14 protein-coding genes are annotated in these 18,274 nt (G+C 72.3%); 10 read left to right on the top strand and 4 right to left on the bottom strand.

The genetic code is table 11. The features are described 5' to 3' along the window. Window positions 1-170: 170 nt before the first annotated feature. Entirely contained in the window at window positions 171-611 is a 441-nt protein-coding gene (locus ACFV61_RS08470) for an SRPBCC family protein (RefSeq protein WP_063349600.1), read from the bottom strand. A 123-nt stretch (window positions 612-734) separates the two neighbouring features. Here ACFV61_RS08470 and ACFV61_RS08475 point away from each other — a divergent pair, with 123 nt between their 5' ends. Further along, window positions 735-1,628: a HipA family kinase gene (locus ACFV61_RS08475; protein WP_380490733.1), complete on the top strand. Its 894-nt coding sequence runs from the start codon at window positions 735-737 to the stop codon at window positions 1,626-1,628. Between the two features lie 141 nt (window positions 1,629-1,769). Here the strand turns inward: ACFV61_RS08475 and ACFV61_RS08480 are convergent, their stop codons facing one another. The 3 genes from ACFV61_RS08480 to ACFV61_RS08490 form a co-directional block, all read right to left on the bottom strand. Beyond that, window positions 1,770-3,257: a S8 family serine peptidase gene (locus ACFV61_RS08480; RefSeq protein WP_063349599.1), complete on the bottom strand. Its 1,488-nt coding sequence runs from the start codon at window positions 3,255-3,257 to the stop codon at window positions 1,770-1,772. 208 nt (window positions 3,258-3,465) lie between these two features. Next, on the bottom strand, window positions 3,466-4,602 hold the full coding sequence (locus tag ACFV61_RS08485) for an amidohydrolase family protein (protein ID WP_380490735.1): 1,137 nt from the start codon (window positions 4,600-4,602) through the stop codon (window positions 3,466-3,468). Window positions 4,603-4,605: 3 nt separating this feature from the next. Continuing rightward, complete coding sequence (locus ACFV61_RS08490) at window positions 4,606-6,060, bottom strand: glutamine synthetase (protein ID WP_380490737.1); 1,455 nt, start codon at window positions 6,058-6,060, stop codon at window positions 4,606-4,608. Window positions 6,061-6,591: 531 nt separating this feature from the next. Here ACFV61_RS08490 and ACFV61_RS08495 point away from each other — a divergent pair. From ACFV61_RS08495 to ACFV61_RS08535, 9 genes are all read left to right on the top strand, one after another. Further along, window positions 6,592-8,367, top strand: a complete 1,776-nt coding sequence (locus ACFV61_RS08495) for a 3-hydroxyacyl-CoA dehydrogenase family protein (RefSeq protein ID WP_380490739.1) — start codon at window positions 6,592-6,594, stop codon at window positions 8,365-8,367. A 209-nt stretch (window positions 8,368-8,576) separates the two neighbouring features. Then, a complete protein-coding gene (locus ACFV61_RS08500) occupies window positions 8,577-9,497 on the top strand; it encodes a TetR family transcriptional regulator (RefSeq protein ID WP_063349596.1) in 921 nt (306 codons plus the stop codon). A 367-nt stretch (window positions 9,498-9,864) separates the two neighbouring features. Continuing rightward, window positions 9,865-11,202, top strand: a complete 1,338-nt coding sequence (ccrA, locus tag ACFV61_RS08505; protein ID WP_063349595.1) for a crotonyl-CoA carboxylase/reductase — start codon at window positions 9,865-9,867, stop codon at window positions 11,200-11,202. A 10-nt stretch (window positions 11,203-11,212) separates the two neighbouring features. After that, complete coding sequence (locus ACFV61_RS08510; protein WP_063349594.1) at window positions 11,213-13,240, top strand: protein meaA; 2,028 nt, start codon at window positions 11,213-11,215, stop codon at window positions 13,238-13,240. A gap of 27 nt (window positions 13,241-13,267) precedes the next feature. Beyond that, window positions 13,268-14,230, top strand: a complete 963-nt coding sequence (locus ACFV61_RS08515; protein ID WP_063349593.1) for a CoA ester lyase — start codon at window positions 13,268-13,270, stop codon at window positions 14,228-14,230. A gap of 11 nt (window positions 14,231-14,241) precedes the next feature. Further along, a complete protein-coding gene (locus ACFV61_RS08520; RefSeq protein WP_380376418.1) occupies window positions 14,242-14,745 on the top strand; it encodes a MaoC family dehydratase in 504 nt (167 codons plus the stop codon). 163 nt (window positions 14,746-14,908) lie between these two features. Then, window positions 14,909-16,111, top strand: a complete 1,203-nt coding sequence (locus ACFV61_RS08525) for an acyl-CoA dehydrogenase family protein (RefSeq protein ID WP_063349591.1) — start codon at window positions 14,909-14,911, stop codon at window positions 16,109-16,111. Between the two features lie 535 nt (window positions 16,112-16,646). After that, complete coding sequence (locus tag ACFV61_RS08530) at window positions 16,647-17,339, top strand: phosphatidylserine decarboxylase (RefSeq protein ID WP_063349590.1); 693 nt, start codon at window positions 16,647-16,649, stop codon at window positions 17,337-17,339. Next, a complete protein-coding gene (locus ACFV61_RS08535; RefSeq protein ID WP_030059975.1) occupies window positions 17,326-18,204 on the top strand; it encodes a CDP-alcohol phosphatidyltransferase family protein in 879 nt (292 codons plus the stop codon). The genes ACFV61_RS08530 and ACFV61_RS08535 overlap by 14 nt, the downstream gene beginning before the upstream one ends. Window positions 18,205-18,274: the final 70 nt, after the last annotated feature.

An 18,274-nucleotide genomic window follows, 5' to 3' on the forward strand; every position in this document is an offset into this window, starting at 1 on the left:
CCTTGGGGGGCACCCCCCGCGGGGGGGGCCCCTCCCCCCCGCGGGGGGGCGGTCCTCCCCCCTCTCGGTTTTCCGGGACGGCGGGGTGTCCGCGCCGCTCGAATTCCCGGGCGAATTTCCGCGGAAAGGTGAACCCGGTGAACCCGGTAAACTCGGTGAGCTCCGCGGACTCAGCGGACCTCGGCGGCCAGGTTGGCCAGCACCTGGTCGTGGATCCGGTTCAGGCCCTTCGGGGCGAAGGTCCGCTCGAAGAAGCCGCCGATGCCGCTCGCACCCTGCCAGGTGGCCGAGACGGTGACCTTCGACCGGCCCTCGCCGGCCGCCGAGACGGTCCAGGTGATCACCATGCTGGAGTTGGCGTCCTTCTCCACCAGCTGGTCGGGCGAGGGCGCCGAGACGGTGAACAGGCAGTCCCGCACGCGCTTCTCGGTGGCCTGCAGCTTCCAATGCACCTGGGTGCCGGCGCCGGTGCCGCCGACCCGGACCTCGTACTCGCTGTACTGCGGGGGCAGCAGCTTCGGGCGGGTCACCTGGTAGTCGGCCAGCGCCTCGTACACCCGCTCGGGGGCGGCGTCGTAGTCCCGCTCGGTGGTGGCCTGCACCTGTCCCATGGCCTTGCTCTCCTCGTCCGTTTGGTCTTCCGATTCTCACCGGCAAGCCAATCACAGCGCCGGGGGCGCAGGCCGACCGGACGGCCCGCAGAGGTGGCGGGGCGGCGGGATAGGGTGGCCGGTGTGCTCGATCTGGTGACAGCAGTGCGCTACGTCGATCCGCTGCGGTCCGGCGGTTCCGTCCCCGGTGTGGTGGAGACCGACGACCTGGGAACCTACGTGGTCAAGTTCACCGGCGCCGCGCAGGGCCGCAAGGCGCTGGTCGCGGAGGTGATCGTCGGCGAGCTGGCCCGGCGGCTCGGCCTGCGCGTCCCCGAGCTGCGGCTGGTGGACTTCGATCCGGCCGTCGCCGCGGACGAGCCCGACACCGAGATCCAGGACATGCTCAAGGCCAGCGGCGGCCTCAACCTCGGGATGGACCTGCTGCCCGGCGCGCGGGACTACCGGCCGGGCATGATCCCGGTGGACTCCGCCGAGGCCGGGCGGGTGGTCTGGCTGGACGCCCTCACCGGCAACGTCGACCGCACCGTCCACAACCCCAACCTGGTGGTCTGGCACGGACGGCTCTGGCTGATCGACAACGGCGCCGCACTGATCTTCCACCACCGCTGGGCCACCGCCGAGGCGTCGGTCGGCAAGCGCTACGACCTCAGCGCGCACGCGCTGGGCGGCGCGGCCCCGGACGTCCGGCTGGCCGACGAGGAGCTCGGCCCGCTGGTCACCGTCGGCCTGCTGGAGGAGGTGCTGGCACTCGTCCCGGACGAGTGGCTGGCCGACGAGCCCGGCTTCGACTCGGTGGCCGCCGTCCGGCACGCCTACGTGACCCACCTGGCCGCCCGGGTGGTGCTCTCCGCGCAGTGGCTCCCGGAGGGCTTCGCCACCCCCGAGCAGCTGCGCGAAGCCGAACGCCGCCGGGAGGCCCGGATGCGGGCCGGCCGGCCCGCCTGGCTCCAGGAAGTCCCGGACCTGCACGGCAAGCCGTCGGTGGAGACGGGCTGGGACCAGCACGTCGAGTGAGTGGGCCGGGGCCCGCCCGTGGAAGTCGGCCGGGCGCGGGCCGGGCAGGGCCCGGGCGCGGAGGCCCGGAAACGACCGGGGAGCGGACCCGGATGGGCCCGCTCCCCGACTCAGTGTTCAGGTGTCGCCGTGGTCAGCGCGTCAGCGCCACCACTGGACCGCCTTCTCGGCGTTGATGATGCCCGCGCCGTAGAAGCCGTTGTCGTCCGCGCCGCCCTCGCAGGTGGCCTTGTACGCGCCGGTGCCGCCCGGGTTGTACTCGCCGGTCGGGCAGGGGTGCGACTCCGCCTGGTTGGTGAGCAGCTCGGTCAGCTCGTCCGGGTTGGCCCACGGGAAGGTGCTGGCGAGCAGCGCGACCACGCCGACGACGTGCGGGGTGGCCATCGAGGTGCCCTGCATGTAGCCGTACTTGTTGCCCGGGATGGTGGAGAGGATCCGACCGTCCTTGTCCGGGGTGTCCGGGAGCTGGTAGCGGCGGTCGCCACCCGGCGCGGCGACGGTCACGACGCCCTTGCCGTAGCTGGAGTAGTACGCCTTGTCGCCCTTGACGCCCACCGAGGAGACGGCGATGACGCCGGGCAGCTCGGTCGGCAGCGACAGGCAGTCGTTGGTGACCGGGCGGGTCACCTTGGTGGTGTCGTCCGGGCTGGAGACGTCAACGGTCTTGTGCGCCAGGTCGATGTTCTCGTTGCCCGCCGCGGCGACGTTGAGGACGCCCTTGCGCTGCGAGAACGAGACCGCCTTGCGGACGGCGGCGCTGATCGCGGCCTGGTCCTTGTCGTTCGGGCAGTTGAACATCCACGGGTCGACGTAGTAGCTGTTGTTGGTCACCTTGAACTGGTGCTCACCGGCCCACACGAAGCCGCAGATCGCGTACTCGGGGTAGATGAACCCGCCGTCGTCGACGACCTTGACCGCGGCCAGCTTCACGTTCGGGGCGATGCCGACGACGCCCTTGCCGTTCTTGGCGGCGCCGATCGTGCCGGCCACGTGGGTGCCGTGGTCGCTGGTGGTGGGCTGCCAGGACTTCCAGTCGGTGTTCGGCTTGCCGCCGTCGATGCAGGAGACCGACTGCGAGGCGTCCACGTTGGCGGCCAGGTCCTCGTGCGTCGCGTCGATGCCGGAGTCCAGCACGCCGACGGTGACGTTGCGGCTGCCGAGCGAGAGCTTGTGCGCCTTGTCGACACCGATCTGGCGCATGTCCCACTGGTTGGCCTCGTACGGCTCCTGACCGGCGGCGGGCGCGGCGGAGGGCTCGGCGGCGACGTCGGCCTTGGCCTGGTCGGCGGCGGTGATGCCCTTGGTGCGGCTGGCACCGACGGAGTCGACGCCCTTGGCCTGGCGCAGCTTCTGCGCGAACGCGGTGTCGTCCGAGCGGGCGATGACGACGCCGATCTGCTCGTACGAGTACACCACCGAGCCGCCGAGGGCGGTGATCGCCTTCTCGACCTTCTGCACCTGGCCGTGGTTGGCCTTGGTGTTGACGACGTAGCTGAGCAGCGGACCGGTCGTCGAGCCCGCCGAGGGGGCCGCGACGGCGGTGCCGGCCGGGAGCGCGAGGGCGCCGGCGGTGGCGAGCACGAGGCCCACCGCCGCGAACCGGGTCCGGCTGATCCGAGGAACTCTCATAGGGGTTGGCCCTCCCGAGTCGTCATGCGGCAGCTGCGGTGTGGCAGGTGCGCCTGGAATGATCGGGACGCTAATGAATATTCGCTGATAAGCGCAAGAGGTAGTCATCTAATCGTCACATGTTGGCCAACATCGGAACCGAGGAGTCCGGAGGCCCAACATGTCAACAGAATTGAAGAGTGTTAAAAAGTGACGGTCCGCCGACGTGCTACGGTGCGCCGGGCAGTGAGTACAGCGTCCGGGCGTTGTCGGCGGCGACCAACCGGGCCAGCCGCTGCGCGTCCGCCGCCGAACAGGCGCCACCCGCCTGCCAGTCGGCCAGCACCGCCCCCAGTCCGTACCGGAACTGGGCGGCGCCCACCAGGTACAACTCCGGCAGCCCGTACGCGTCGGTGGAGAACAACAGCTTGCCGAACGGCGCCAGTTCCAGCATCTCGCCCAGCACCGCAGCCACCCGCGGGCCGGTGTAGGAGGCGGTCAGCCCGAGGTCGGTGTACACCGTCGGGAAGGCCTGGGCCAGCCACCCGGCCTGGCGGTGGTACGGGTAGCAGTGCAGCAGCACCAGCGGGACGCCGCTCGGCTCGGCGGCGCGCACGAAACCGGTCAGCAGCGACGGATCGGCCCGGTGCAGGGTGAGGTCGGGATCGCCGAATCCGGTGTGGAGTTGGAGCGGCAGGCCCAGCCCGGCACAGACGTCCACGGCCGTCCAGAGCAGGTGGTGCAGCAGCACCGGATCGGCCAGCCGGCCCCGCCCGCCGCGCAGCCAGGCGCCGGCCGCGGCCACCACGGCCGCCCGCGCGGGCCGTTCGGCGGGGGCGGCCAGGCCGTGCCGGTAGGCGAGCACCGACTTGACCGCGACCGCACCCGCGGCGGCCGCCGCCAGCGCCTCCCCGACGGCCTGCGGCCAGGACTCGGCCGGGCCCGCCACCGCCTCGGCCACCGACTCCAGCCGGACCACCTCGTACACCACCGCCCCGGCGGCCGCGGCGAGTTCGCCGAGCGGCAGCAGCGGAAGGCCCGCGGCGGCGGTCAGCCCGGTGTCCACCAGGCAGGTGTCCAGCCCGGCCGCGGCCAGCAGCCGACGGGTGGCCTCGGCGCCGCCCAGCTCCCGCCGCCGGGCCAGGTAGTCGGCGGCCGGGGCGTGCGCGGGCAGGCCGAGGACGGGCGGGCACCAGCGCCGGACGGCCAGGCCGAGCGCGCTGTCGAAGGGCGAACAGCCGGGCGCGGGCGGCCGGTCGGACTCGGTGAGCAGCCCGGCCAGGGCGTCGTCGGCGAGGTCGGCCGCCACCACGCTGTGGCAGTGGTGGTCGACCAGCGCGGGCACCGCCGGGGCCCCGGCGTGCACCGGTCAGTACCGCCAGCGGGTGGCGGCGACCAGTTGCTCGGGGGTGGCGGCGGCGTACTGCTCACCCTCCGCCCGGCGCACCGCCAGCACCGCCTCGTACAGCGGCCCGCCGAGCGCCTCCCGCAGCACCGCCGAGCGCTCGTACGCGGCCAGCGCCTGCGCCGGTCCGGTCGGCAGCCGGGGCACCGCGCCGGGCTCGGCGGCGGCCGGGTCACCGGTGAACTCCGTTGGCAGCTCCCGGTGTTGGTCGATACCGGCGAGACCGGCGGCGAGCACCGCGCCGACCGCCAGGTACGGATTGGCGCTGGCGTCGAAGCACTTGACCTCGGCGTTGGCGGCGTCGGCCCGCTCCCCCGTGGAGCCCGTCACCAGGCGCAGCGCGGCCTCGCGGTTCTCCAGGCCCCAGCACTGGTAGGCGCCGGCCCAGTGCGAGGGCACCAGCCGCAGGTAGCCGGCGGGGCTGGAGCAGCCCAGCACCAGGAGTTCGGGCAGCGCGCCGAGCACCCCGGCGAGGAAGCCCTCGGCCTCGGCGGTCAGGCCGTGCGGGCCGGGGCCGCCGTGGCCGAGGTTGCGGCCGTCCCGCCAGAGGCTCAGGTGCAGGTGCCCGCCGTTGCCGACCGCGCCGGGCTCGACCACGGGGGCGAAGGAGACCCGCAGGCCGTGCCGGGCGGAGACGGCCCGCACGGTGTGCCGGACCAGGACGGAGGTGTCGGCGGCGCCGACCGGACCCTCGGGGGCCACCGAGACCTCGAACTGGCCCGGGGCGTACTCGGGGTGGATCTGCAGGACGGTCAGCCCCTGCTCGCCGAGGGCGCGCAGGACGTCCCGCAGGTAGTCGGTGAGGTCGGTGAGCCGGTGCATCCCGTACGCGGGGCCGTGCGTCGGGTACTGCGGCTCGTCCTGCGGGCCGCCGGCGAGGGCGACCACCCACTCGACCTCGATGCCGGCCCGCAGGGTCAGCCCGCGCTCGGCGGCCGCGGCCTCCATCCGGCGGGCGAACAGCCGCTGGCAGCCGGGGTGCGGGGTGCCGGCCTGGGTGTGCCGGTCCCCCGGGGCCCAGGCCCAGCCGGGCTGGGCGGCCAGCGGGACGACCCGGTCGAGGTCGGGGTAGAGCCGCAGGTCCCCGGTGGGGCCGCCGGCGCTCGGGCTGGTGGTGATGCCGTCGTCGGCGAGGAAGACGTCGAAGCAGGGTGCGGTACCGACGCCCCACTGCGCGGCGTGCACCAGGGCGCCCAGCGGGACGGCCTTGACCCGGGTGATGCCCGCGTTGTCCACCCAGGTGACGGCCACCGCGTCGACGGCGGCGGTGCGCAGCCGGTCGACGGCGGCCTCGGCCTGTTCGACGCGCGCGGCGCGCGGGGGCAGCGTGACGGCGGCGAGGTGCCCGCCGAGGCCTCCGGCCGGGCCGGTGGAGCCGGAGGCGGACGCGGCGGGGCCGGCGGCGGTTCCGAGGGTCATGCCCCCCATGCTGCCCCGCCCGCCGCGGCCGGGTAACTCCCCTATCGGGTGGTCCCCGTGGACGTCCGTCCGCCCGTTCACCCGTTCGGGCCGCCACCGAACCCCGCCGCGCCGTCCGGATGCCTTTTGTGACGCCCGCACCCCTTCCTACTCGCGGGTAGCTTCGCTACAGTGGCCGGACGCACCACCGCCGGGCTACGGGAGCCGCACCGGCGGGGGCCTGCGGTCGCCGTGTCCACGGCGGGCGCGCGGTGCGTCATTCACCGGCCGGCGCCGCGAACCGCGGCGGGCCGGGTCTCCTTCCTCGTATCAGAGCCGCTTCCTTTCACCCTTGAGCGCCTGAGCACCACGGCACACCCCTCAGTTCGGCCGGAGCGGACCGGCCGCCGGGGCCGTGTGCCGGAACCCGTCATCTCCCCAGCCCCGCGCGCGGACCCTCCCCCGGCGGCGGCCGCCCCCGCCGCACGCGCGGGCGCGGCGGCCTGCCCGCCGGGGCGTGCGCGGGCCCTTCAGGACTAGGAGTCAGGACAGATGGAGCGTCCCTTTTCCACGGTCGCCGTCGTCGGCCTCGGCACGATGGGTGCCGGTGTCGCGGTGGCCGTCGCCAGGAGCGGCCGCCGGGTGATCGGCATCGAGGCCACCGAGGACTCTGCCGCCCGGGCACTGGCCCGGATCGAGGAGGCGACCGCGCACGCGGTCGACCGGGAGCGGATCACCGCCGGGGAGCGCACCGCGCTGCTGGCGCTGATCTCGGTCGGCCACGAGCTGTCGGCCGCCGCCGGGGCCGACCTGGTGATCGAGGAGGTGCCCGAGCAGCTGGAGCTGAAGCGGGAGCTCTTCGCCGAGCTGGACCGGATCTGCCCGGCGGGGACGGTGCTGGCCACCGGCACCACCGCGCTCTCGGTGACCCGGATCGCCGCCGCGACCGCCCGCCCGGAGCGGGTGCTGGGCCTGCACTTCTTCAACCCGGTGCACAGCATGAAGCTGGTCGAGGTGGTCCGCACGGTGCTGACCTCCCCGCAGGTCGCCGAGGACGCCGCCGCGTTCGCCCGGGACCTCGGCAAGGAGCCGGTGGCCGCCGGCGACCGGGCCGGCTTCGTGGTCAACGGCCTGCTGTTCGCGTACCTGAACCAGGCCGCCGCGATGTACGAGTCCAAGTACGCCTCCCGGGAGGACATCGACGCCGCGATGCGGCTCGGCTGCGGGCTGCCGATGGGCCCGCTGGCGTTGCTCGACCTGATCGGCGTGGACACCGCGCGGACCGTCCTGGAGGCGATGTACGAGCAGTCCCGGGACCGCCTGCACGCGCCCGCCCCGATCCTCGGCCAGCTGGTCGCGGCCGGGCTGCTGGGCCGCAAGTCCGGCCGCGGCTTCTACACCTACGAGGCGCCCGGCTCGTCCAGGGCCGTGGACGCGGCGACCGGCCCGGCACGGGCCGCGGTGGCGGGCCGGGAGGTCCGCACGGTCGGCGTCTGCGGCTCGGGCACCATGGCGACCGGCATCGCCGAGGTCTTCGCCAAGGCCGGCCGCCCGGTGCTGCTGGCCGCCCGCAGCCAGGAGAAGGCCGACCGGGCCAAGGCGCAGCTGGCGAAGTCGCTGGCGCGCGCGGTCGACCGGGGCCGGCTGAGCGCGCAGGCGCGGGACGCCGCGCTGGCGCTGGTCACCCCGGTCGGCCAGTACGCCGAACTGGCCGAGGTGGACCTGGTGATCGAGGCGGTGGCCGAGGACCTGACGGTCAAGCGCGAGCTGTTCGCCGCCCTGGACAAGATCGTCAGGCCGGGCGCGGTGCTCGCCACCACCACCTCCTCGCTGCCGGTGATCAGCTGCGCGACCGCCACCTCGCGGCCGCAGGACGTGATCGGCATGCACTTCTTCAACCCGGCGCCGGCCATGAAGCTGGTCGAGGTGGTCTCCACCGTGCTGACCGCTCCGGACGTCACCGCGACCGTGCTGGAGCTGACCGCCGCGGTCCGCAAGCACCCGGTGGAGTGCGGCGACCGGGCCGGCTTCATCGTCAACGCGCTGCTCTTCCCCTACCTGAACGACGCGGTGCGGATGCTCCAGGAGCACTACGCGACGGTGGACGACATCGACACCGCGATGAAGCTGGGCTGCGGCTACCCGATGGGCCCGTTCGAGCTGTTGGACGTGGTCGGCCTGGACGTCTCGCTGACCATCGAGCAGGTGCTGCACCAGGAGTTCCGCGAGCCGGGCCTGGCGGCCGCACCGCTGCTGGAGCACCTGGTCGCCGCCGGCTGCCTGGGCCGCAAGACCGGCCGCGGCTTCCGCGACCACGCGCGCCGGTGACCACGCCAGCTGCCGGGGGCGCCGCCGCGCGCGAGGCGGCGCCGCCCGGGGCCGGGCCGTCCGCGACCGGATCGGGCCCGGTCAGACCGGGCTGGAGCCCGGGGACGGTGTCCGCGCGCTGGCCCAGACCGGCCGTCACCGGCCCGGTCGCACCGGTCCGTCGGGGAAGGGCCGCGGCCGAACCGCCGGGGCCGTGTAGCGTTCCGGACATGGATCGGGTTCAGTCAGCCACCCCGCAGCACTCCGCCGGACCGCGCGGCGCCGACCGGACGACCCCCTCGACCGGGGGCACCGGGCCGGAAGGGGGGCCGGGCAGCCGCCGGGCGGCGGCGCAGCGCCAGCAGATGCGTCAGGACCTGGCCACCGCCGCGATGGAGCTGTTCTCCTCGCAGGGCTACGAGGAGACCACGGTCGACCAGATCGCGGCCGCCGCCGGGGTGGCCCGGCGGACCTTCTTCCGGTACTTCCGGTCGAAGGAGGAGGCGATCTTCCCGGACCACGACGACACCCTCGTCCGGGTGGCCGACCTGCTGGCCAGCGCCGAGCCGGAGGAGCACCCGCTGGACGTGGTCTGCCGCGGCATCAAGGAGGTGCTGCGGATGTACGCCTCGACGCCGGGGGTGTCGGTCGCGCGGTACCAGCTGATCCGTCAGGTCCCGGCGCTGCGCGAGCGGGAGATCGCCGTGGTGGCCCGGTACGAGCGGCTGTTCACCCGGTACCTGCTGGGCCGCTTCGACACCGGCGAGTCCATCCCGTCGGGCTGGCAGCGCGGCGGCGAGGACGACTCGATGCTGGCCGAGGTGTCGGCGGCGGCGGTCGTCGCGGCGCACAACCACGTGCTGCGGCGCTGGCTGCGGGCCGGCGGGCGCGGGGACGTGGAGGCGCAGCTGGACCACTCCTTCGAGGTGATCCGGCGGACCTTCTGGGCCGCCAGCACGCCGGGTGCCAGACGCCGCGGCTCCCTGGTGGCACCGGGTGCCAATGGGGCTCCCGGTGACGTGCTGGCCGAGAGCGCACTGAGTGCCAGCCCTGGAGGTGAGGTGCTCATCACAGTCGCCCGGACGGACGCCCCGCTGGACGTGGTGGTGGACAGCATCCGGGCCGCACTGAGTGGCGCCAGGGAGTCCTGAGGTCACCATCCAGCCAGGTCAGAGCGATATCGAGGGCCCGCGTCGAGCAGTCGGCGCGGGCCCTTTCGGCGTCCGCCGCAGCGCGTTCGAGGGCCGTTCCAGCGCGCCGGAATTCGTGACACCCGGTGTCTTTACGAGTGGCACAGGGTGCCACTACCTTGTTACTCACCAGTCGCGGCGCCGCGGCTCCCCACCTCGGCGCGCCGTCGTCCGGCGTTCCCACACCCCGGGAGCAGTGCGCGTTCGACCCGGTCCACCCCGGGCGCCCAGCCCGACCAACCACCACCCACCTCAGCGAAGCCGGTGTCCGCTCCCGGCTACCCCAGACGCCCTGTGCCCTCACACAGGTACGCCTTCGGAGGCAGCCATGCAGGAAATCCTCGACGCGATCCTCAGCAACGACGCCACGTCGGAGGACTTCGCCGCCGTCAAGCTTCCCGAGTCCTACCGAGCGGTGACGCTCCACAAGGACGAGGAGCAACTGTTCGCGGGCCTCGACAGCCGCGACAAGGACCCCCGCAAGTCCCTTCACCTCGACGAGGTCGCCCTGCCCGAACTGGGCCCCGGCGAGGCCCTGGTCGCCGTCATGGCCAGCGCGGTGAACTACAACACCGTCTGGAGCTCGATCTTCGAGCCGGTCTCCACCTTCTCCTTCCTGGAGCGCTACGGCCGACTGTCGCCGCTCACCAAGCGCCACGACCTGCCGTACCACGTCCTCGGCTCCGACCTCGCGGGCGTGGTGCTGCGCACCGGCGCCGGCGTCAACGCCTGGAAGCCCGGCGACGAGGTCGTCGCGCACTGCCTCTCCGTCGAGCTGGAGTCCCCGGACGGCCACAACGACACGATGATGGACCCGGAGCAGCGCATCTGGGGCTTCGAGACCAACTTCGGCGGGCTGGCCCAGATCGCCCTGGTGAAGACCAACCAGCTGCTGCCCAAGCCCAAGCACCTCACCTGGGAGGAGGCCGCCTCCCCCGGCCTGGTCAACTCCACCGCGTACCGCCAACTGGTCTCGCGCAACGGCGCCGGCATGAAGCAGGGCGACAACGTGCTGATCTGGGGCGCCAGCGGCGGCCTCGGCTCGTACGCCACCCAGTACGCGCTGGCCGGCGGCGCCACCCCGATCTGCGTGGTCTCCAACGACCAGAAGGCCGGGATCTGCCGCGCCATGGGCGCCGAGGCGATCATCGACCGCTCCGCCGAGGGCTACAAGTTCTGGAAGGACGAGCACACCCAGGACCCGCGCGAGTGGAAGCGCCTGGGCGCGAAGATCCGCGAGTTCACCGGCGGCGAGGACGTCGACATCGTCTTCGAACACCCGGGCCGGGAGACCTTCGGCGCCTCGGTGTACGTCACCCGCAAGGGCGGCACCATCGTCACCTGCGCCTCCACCTCCGGCTTCATGCACCAGTACGACAACCGCTACCTGTGGATGTCGCTCAAGCGCATCGTCGGCTCGCACTTCGCCAACTACCGCGAGGCCTTCGAGGCCAACCGCCTGATCGCCAAGGGCAAGATCCACCCGACCCTGTCCAAGGTCTACTCCCTGGAGGAGACCGGCCAGGCCGCCCTCGACGTGCACCACAACAAGCACCAGGGCAAGGTCGGCGTGCTCTGCCTGGCGCCGGAGGAGGGCCTGGGCGTGCGCGACCACGCGCTGCGCGAGCTGCACCTGCCGGCGATCAACCGCTTCCGGAACGTCTGAGGCAGATCCGATGACCGATCAGCACGAGCGCGACCGCCCCTGGCTGATGCGCACCTACGCCGGGCACTCCACCGCGAGCGACTCCAACGCGCTCTACCGGCGGAACCTGGCGAAGGGCCAGACGGGCCTGTCCGTCGCCTTCGACCTGCCGACCCAGACCGGCTACGACTCCGACCACCTCCTCGCCCGCGGCGAGGTGGGCCGGGTCGGCGTCCCGGTCGGCCACGTCGGCGACATGCGCACCCTGTTCGACGGCATCCCGCTCGAACAGACCAACACCTCCATGACGATCAACGCCACCGCGATGTGGCTGCTGGCGCTCTACCAGGTGGTCGCCGAGGAGCAGGGCGCCGACATCGCCAAGCTCACCGGCACCACCCAGAACGACATCGTCAAGGAGTACCTGTCGCGCGGGACGCACGTCTTCCCGCCCGGCCCCTCGGTGCGCCTGATCACCGACATGATCGCCTACACCGTCGGCCGCATCCCCAAGTGGAACCCGATCAACATCTGCAGCTACCACCTGCAGGAGGCCGGGGCCACGCCCGTCCAGGAGATCGCCTACGCGATGTGCACCGCCATCTCGGTGCTCGACGCCGTCCGCGACTCCGGCCAGGTGCCGGCCGAGCGGATGGGCGAGGTGGTCGCCCGGATCTCCTTCTTCGTCAACGCCGGCGTGCGCTTCGTCGAGGAGATGTGCAAGATGCGCGCCTTCGCCCAGCTGTGGGAGAAGGTCACGCTGGAACGCTACGGCGTCCAGGACCCGAAGCAGCGCCGTTTCCGCTACGGCGTCCAGGTCAACTCGCTCGGCCTGACCGAGGCCCAGCCGGAGAACAACGTCCAGCGGATCGTCCTGGAGATGCTGGCCGTCACCCTCTCCAAGGACGCCCGCGCCCGCGCCGTCCAACTGCCCGCCTGGAACGAGGCGCTGGGCCTGCCCCGGCCCTGGGACCAGCAGTGGTCGCTGCGGATCCAGCAGGTGCTGGCCTACGAGTCGGACCTGCTGGAGTACGGCGACCTCTTCAACGGCTCCGAGGTGATCGAGGCCAAGACCGCCGACCTGCTGGCCGGCGCCGAGGCGGAGATCGCCAAGGTACTGGCGATGGGCGGGGTCATTCCCGCCGTGGAGTCCGGCTACCTGAAGTCCAACCTGGTCTCCTCGCACGCCGCCCGGCGGGCCCGGATCGAGTCCGGCGAGGACAAGATCGTCGGCGTCAACTGCTTCGACACCACCGAGGAGAGCCCGCTCACGGCCGACCTCGACACCGCCATCATGGTCGTCGACCCGGCCTCCGAGCAGTCCGTGCTCGCCGCCCTGGAGGCCTGGCGCGGGCAGCGCGACGAGGCCGCCGTCCAGACCGCGCTGGCCGAGCTCAAGGCCACCGCGGCCACCGACGCCAACCTGGTGCCGGCCACGCTCGCCTGCGCCCGGGCCGGCGTCACCACCGGCGAGTGGGCCTTCGCCCTGCGCGAGGTCTTCGGCGAGTACCGCGCGCCCACCGGCGTCGGCGGCGCCCCGGTCGCGGTGGCCGCCGAACCCGGCGGGGAACTGGCCGCGGTGCGCGCCGCCGTCGCCGCCACCGCCGAGGAACTGGGCTCCGGCAAACTGCGCCTGCTGGTCGGCAAGCCCGGCCTGGACGGACACTCCAACGGCGCCGAGCAGATCGCCGTCCGGGCCCGCGACGCCGGGTTCGAGGTGGTCTACCAGGGCATCCGGCTGACCCCCGAGCAGATCGTCTCCGCCGCCGTCGCGGAGGACGTGCACTGCGTGGGCCTGTCGATCCTCTCCGGCGCCCACTGCGAGCTGGTGCCCGACGTCCTGCGCCGGCTGCGCCGGGCCGGGGTGCAGGATGTCCCGGTGATCGTGGGTGGCATCATCCCGGCAGCGGACGGCGAGGCCCTCAAGGCCGCCGGCGTCGCCGCCGTGTTCACCCCGAAGGACTTCGGCATCACCACCATCATCGGCCGGATCGTGGACGAGATCCGGCTCGCCAACAAGCTCCAGCCCTGGACGCCCGCACCCGCGCCCACCAGCTGACCACTGGGAAGGAACCGACCCACCCTCATGGCTACCGTCAACCGTCTGCGCCCGCGCCGCTCCTGCCTCGCCGTGCCCGGCAGCAACCCGCGCTTCCTGGAGAAGGCCCAGGGCCTCCCCGCCGACCAGGTCTTCCTCGACCTGGAGGACGCCTGCGCCCCCCTGGCCAAGGAGGGCGCCCGCCACCACATCGTCGACGCGCTCAACAACGGCGACTGGGGCGGCAAGACCCGCGTCGTCCGGGTCAACGACTGGACCACCCACTGGACCTACCGCGACGTGATCACCGTCGTCGAGGGCGCCGGCCCCAACCTCGACTGCATCATGCTGCCCAAGGTCCAGGACGCCGAGCAGGTCAAGGCGCTCGACCTGCTGCTCACCCAGATCGAGAAGACCATGGGCTTCGAGGTCGGCCGGATCGGCATCGAGGCACAGATCGAGAACGCCAAGGGCCTGGTCAACGTCGACGCCATCGCCGAGGCCTCGCCCCGGCTGGAGACCATCATCTTCGGCCCCGCCGACTTCATGGCCTCCATCAACATGAAGTCCCTGGTGGTCGGCGAGCAGCCGGCCGGCTACCCGGCCGACGCCTACCACTACATCCTGATGCGCATCCTGATGGCCGCCCGCGCCAACGACCTCCAGGCCATCGACGGCCCGTACCTGCAGATCCGCAACCAGGAGGGCTACCGCGAGGTCGCCCGGCGCGCCGCCGCCCTCGGCTTCGACGGCAAGTGGGTGCTCCACCCCGACCAGGTCGGCGCCGCGAACGAGATCTTCTCGCCCTCCCAGGAGGACTACGACCACGCCGAGCTGATCCTCGACGCCTACGACTGGTGCACCTCCGAGGCGGGCGGCGCCAAGGGCTCCGCGATGCTCGGCGACGAGATGATCGACGAGGCCAGCCGCAAGATGGCCCTGGTCATCGCCGGCAAGGGCCGGGCCGCCGGCCTGGAGCGCACCACCAAGTTCGAGATCCCGGAAAGCTGAGGCCCGCCGCGATGCAGTTCGGACGCACCTACGAGGAGTTCGAGGTCGGCGCGGTCTACAAGCACTGGCCCGGCAAGACCGTCACCGAGTACGACGACCACCTCTTCTGCCTGCTCACCATGAACCACCACCCGCTCCACCTGGACACCAACTACGCCGAGCGGACGACGGACTTCGGCAGGAACGTGGTGGTGGGCAACTACATCTACTCGCTGCTGCTGGGCATGTCCGTCCCGGACGTCTCCGGCAAGGCCATCGCCAACCTGGAGATCGAGTCGCTGCGGCACGTCGCGCCGACCTTCCACGGCGACACCCTCTACGGCGAGACCACCGTCCTCGACAAGTGGCCGTCCAAGTCCAAGGACGACCGCGGCATCGTGTACGTCGAGACCAAGGGGTACAAGCAGGACGGCACGGTCGTCTGCATCTTCCGCCGCAAGGTGATGGTGCCGACCGGGACGTACATCAAGGAGCGCGGCGGCGAGCAGCCCGGCCGCCCGACTCCCCTTTCCTAGGACCCCTTTCCTGGGACCCCGGATCTCCCCAGACCCCGGAGGGGCCGGCCGCCGTCATCGGCCGACCCCCACCCGGAACGGGGGCCCTGCTGCCGCAGCCACGCCGGCAGGGCCCCCGGCAATCCCCCCCCCCCCGCCCCCTCAAACCTTTCGGAGCCGCACGATGGGACGCCTGGCACAGACCGACGGCCTCACCGAGATCCAGCGGGACATCCTCGCCACCGTGCGGGATTTCGTCGACAAGGAGATCATTCCGGTCGCGACCGAGCTGGAACACAAGGACGAGTACCCGACCGCCATCGTCGAGGGGATGAAGCAGCTCGGCCTCTTCGGCCTCACCATCCCCGAGGAGTACGGCGGCCTCGGCGAGTCGCTGCTCACCTACGCCCTGGTGGTCGAGGAGATCGCCCGCGGCTGGATGAGCGTGTCCGGCATCGTCAACACCCACTTCATCGTGGCGCACATGATCAACGCCCACGGCACCCAGGAACAGAAGGACCACTTCCTGCCGAAGATGGCCGCCGGGGAAATCCGCGGCGCGTTCTCGATGTCCGAACCCGGCCTCGGCTCCGACGTTTCGGCCATCTCCACCAAGGGCGTCAAGGACGGGGAGTTCTACGTCCTCAACGGCCAGAAGATGTGGCTCACCAACGGCGGCACCTCCACCCTCGTCGCGGTCCTGTGCAAGACCGACGAGGGCGGCAGCACCCCGTACAAGAACATGACCACCTTCCTGATCGAGAAGACCCCCGGATTCGGCCCGAACCCGACCGTCCCCGGCCTCACCGTGCCCGGGAAGATCGAGAAGATGGGCTACAAGGGCGTCGACACCACCGAACTGGTCCTCCAGGACGTCCGGATCCCGGCCGACCGCATCCTCGGCGGCGTCCCCGGGCGCGGCTTCTACCAGATGATGGACGGCGTCGAGGTCGGCCGCGTCAACGTCGCCGCCCGCGGCTGCGGCGTCGCCCGCCGCGCCTTCGAACTCGGCATCTCCTACGCCCAGCAGCGCTCCACCTTCGGCAAGAAGATCGCCGAGCACCAGGCCATCCAGTTCAAGCTCGCCGAGATGGCCACCAAGGTCGAGGCCGCCCACCAGATGATGGTCATGGCCGCCCGCAAGAAGGACGGCGGCGAGCGCAACGACCTCGAAGCCGGCATGGCCAAGTACCTCGCCTCCGAGTACTGCAAGGAGGTCGTCGAGGACGCCTTCCGCATCCACGGCGGCTACGGCTTCTCCAAGGAGTACGAGATCGAACGGCTCTACCGCGAGGCCCCGATGCTGCTCATCGGTGAAGGAACTGCGGAGATCCAGAAGATGATCGTCGGACGCCGGCTCCTGGAGGAGTACCGGATCGCGGAGTGAGCACCGGGTCACCCCGGCTCGACGAGCGGCCCCCGGGGCGCTCCGGGCCGGCTGGACGACCCCTTCCGAACCGCCGGTCGACGGGCGTGCGGGCCCGTCCCGGCCACCCGCCGTGCCCATCACGACCCCGGCCTGGTCCGCCTGGGTCCGGCACGGCCCTCCGGGAGCGGCCGCAGGGCGTACAGCTGCAACGACACGCCCCGCGGCCGCTTCCGCACACCCTCGACGGGCCGTGTCCCGCGCCCCCGGCGGACCGCGAACGGCCCGTTCCGCCCACCGGGTTCCGCCGACGGGCCTGTTGAGACAAGTGTCACCAGCCCCGTCCGGTCCCTTGGGAACCGGACCGGGGCGAGCTACGGTCGTAGAGGTGGGACGCGCACACGCGCTTCCACCGGACACGTGAACGAGCAGGCGGGTTGCCCACCCACCGTGTGCTCCCGATAGCATCCACCGGGACAGCAAGCCGTCCCTCTATTACCCGATCCCGCGGTGGCCCCCGTCCAGCGGCCATGATCCCCCGCGACAAAGGTCTTCGATGCCCATCAGCCCGTCCCCTCACACCTCCGTCACGGACCGCGATGCCCTCGCAGCCACGACGGCCGGTCGGCGACCCCGCGTGACCATCGCGCGCGGAGCCACCCCCTGGTTCGTCCCCACCCTCGCCACGGCCGCCGTGACCACCGCCCTCACCCGGCGCAGCGGCAAGTGGGCCCTGGCAGCGGTACCCGCCTGTGCGCTCAGCGCGGGCATGCTGTGGTTCTTCCGCGACCCCGAGCGTGAGATCGGCGCGGGCAGAGTGATCTCCCCCGCCGACGGCGTGGTGCAGAGCATCGACGCCTGGCCGGACGGCCGCACCCGGGTCGCGATCTTCATGAGCCCGCTCAACGTCCACGTCAACCGTGCGCCCCTGCCCGGCACGGTGACGTCGGTCGAGCACGTCGCGGGCGGCTTCGTCCCCGCGTTCAACAAGGACAGCGACCAGAACGAGCGGGTCGTCTGGCACTTCGACACCGAGCTCGGCGACATCGAGATGGTGCAGATCGCGGGGGCCGTGGCCCGTCGCATCGTGCCGTACATCGCCGCCGGTACCAAGGTCGAGCAGGGCGACCGGATCGGTCTGATCCGGTTCGGCTCCCGGGTCGACACCTACCTGCCGGCCGGCGTCGAGGTCGGCGTCGAGGTCGGCCAGAAGACCACAGCCGGGGTGACGCGCCTTGACCGTGACTGATCCTGAGACAATCGTCGGCCTGGACGACGAGGAGACGGCCCTGCGCCGTCGCCGCTGGGCGCGCGACCGCGAGCTGCGCGCCCCGCGCTCTCCCCAGCACCTGTCCACCGCCGACTTCCTGACCCTGGGGAACGCCGTCTGCGGCTTCCTGGCGATCTACTCGATCACCACCGGGGTCCTCGTCCCGCACATCACCAACCCGGACGCCGCACCCGACCGGCACAGCGCCGCCACCGCGGTCACGCTGCTGCTCATCGGCTCCATGTGCGACCTCTTCGACGGGCTGGTGGCGCGCAAGCTCCGCTCCTCCGCCCTCGGAGCGGAACTGGACAACCTGGCCGACCTGATCAGCTTCGGCATCGCGCCGGCCTACTTCGTCGCCGTCTGGGGCATGGTCTCCCAGGGCTCCAACAGCAAGCTCTCGGCGCTCATCGCGATCACCGTCCTGCTCGCGGTCGTCCTGCGGCTCGCCCGCTTCTCCGCCGTCAAGATGCGACCCGGGGTGTTCCAGGGCATGCCCTGCCCGATGGGCGCGATGACGGTGATCGCCATCGTGCTGCTCGACCCGCCGTTCCTGCCCGGTCTGCTCGCCATCTTCGGCGCCGCGTACCTCATGGTCAGCCGGATCGAGTACCCCAAGCCCCAGGGGCTGCTGGCCACCGCCACGCTGTGCTGGATCGTCGTCTCCATCGGCTGCCTCGCGGCCTGGGCGACCGGCCTGCCCGGCGGCGACGCCCTGATGCACGTCGGCGCCTTCGCCCAGATCACGCTCGCCGCGATGGCCCCACTGCTGGTCATCCGGCGCAAGGTCGGACAGAAGGTCGGCGACGTCCGCGCCAGGCGGGCGGAGTCCCGCCTCGGCTAGTCGTTCCCGTACGCGAGAGGGGCCGGGGGGGGGGGCGAGGGGCGGCCCCCCACAGGGGGGGAGAGCGAGA

Source organism: Kitasatospora sp. NPDC059817, from assembly GCF_042731835.1.
Classification (GTDB): Bacteria; Actinomycetota; Actinomycetes; order Streptomycetales; family Streptomycetaceae; genus Kitasatospora.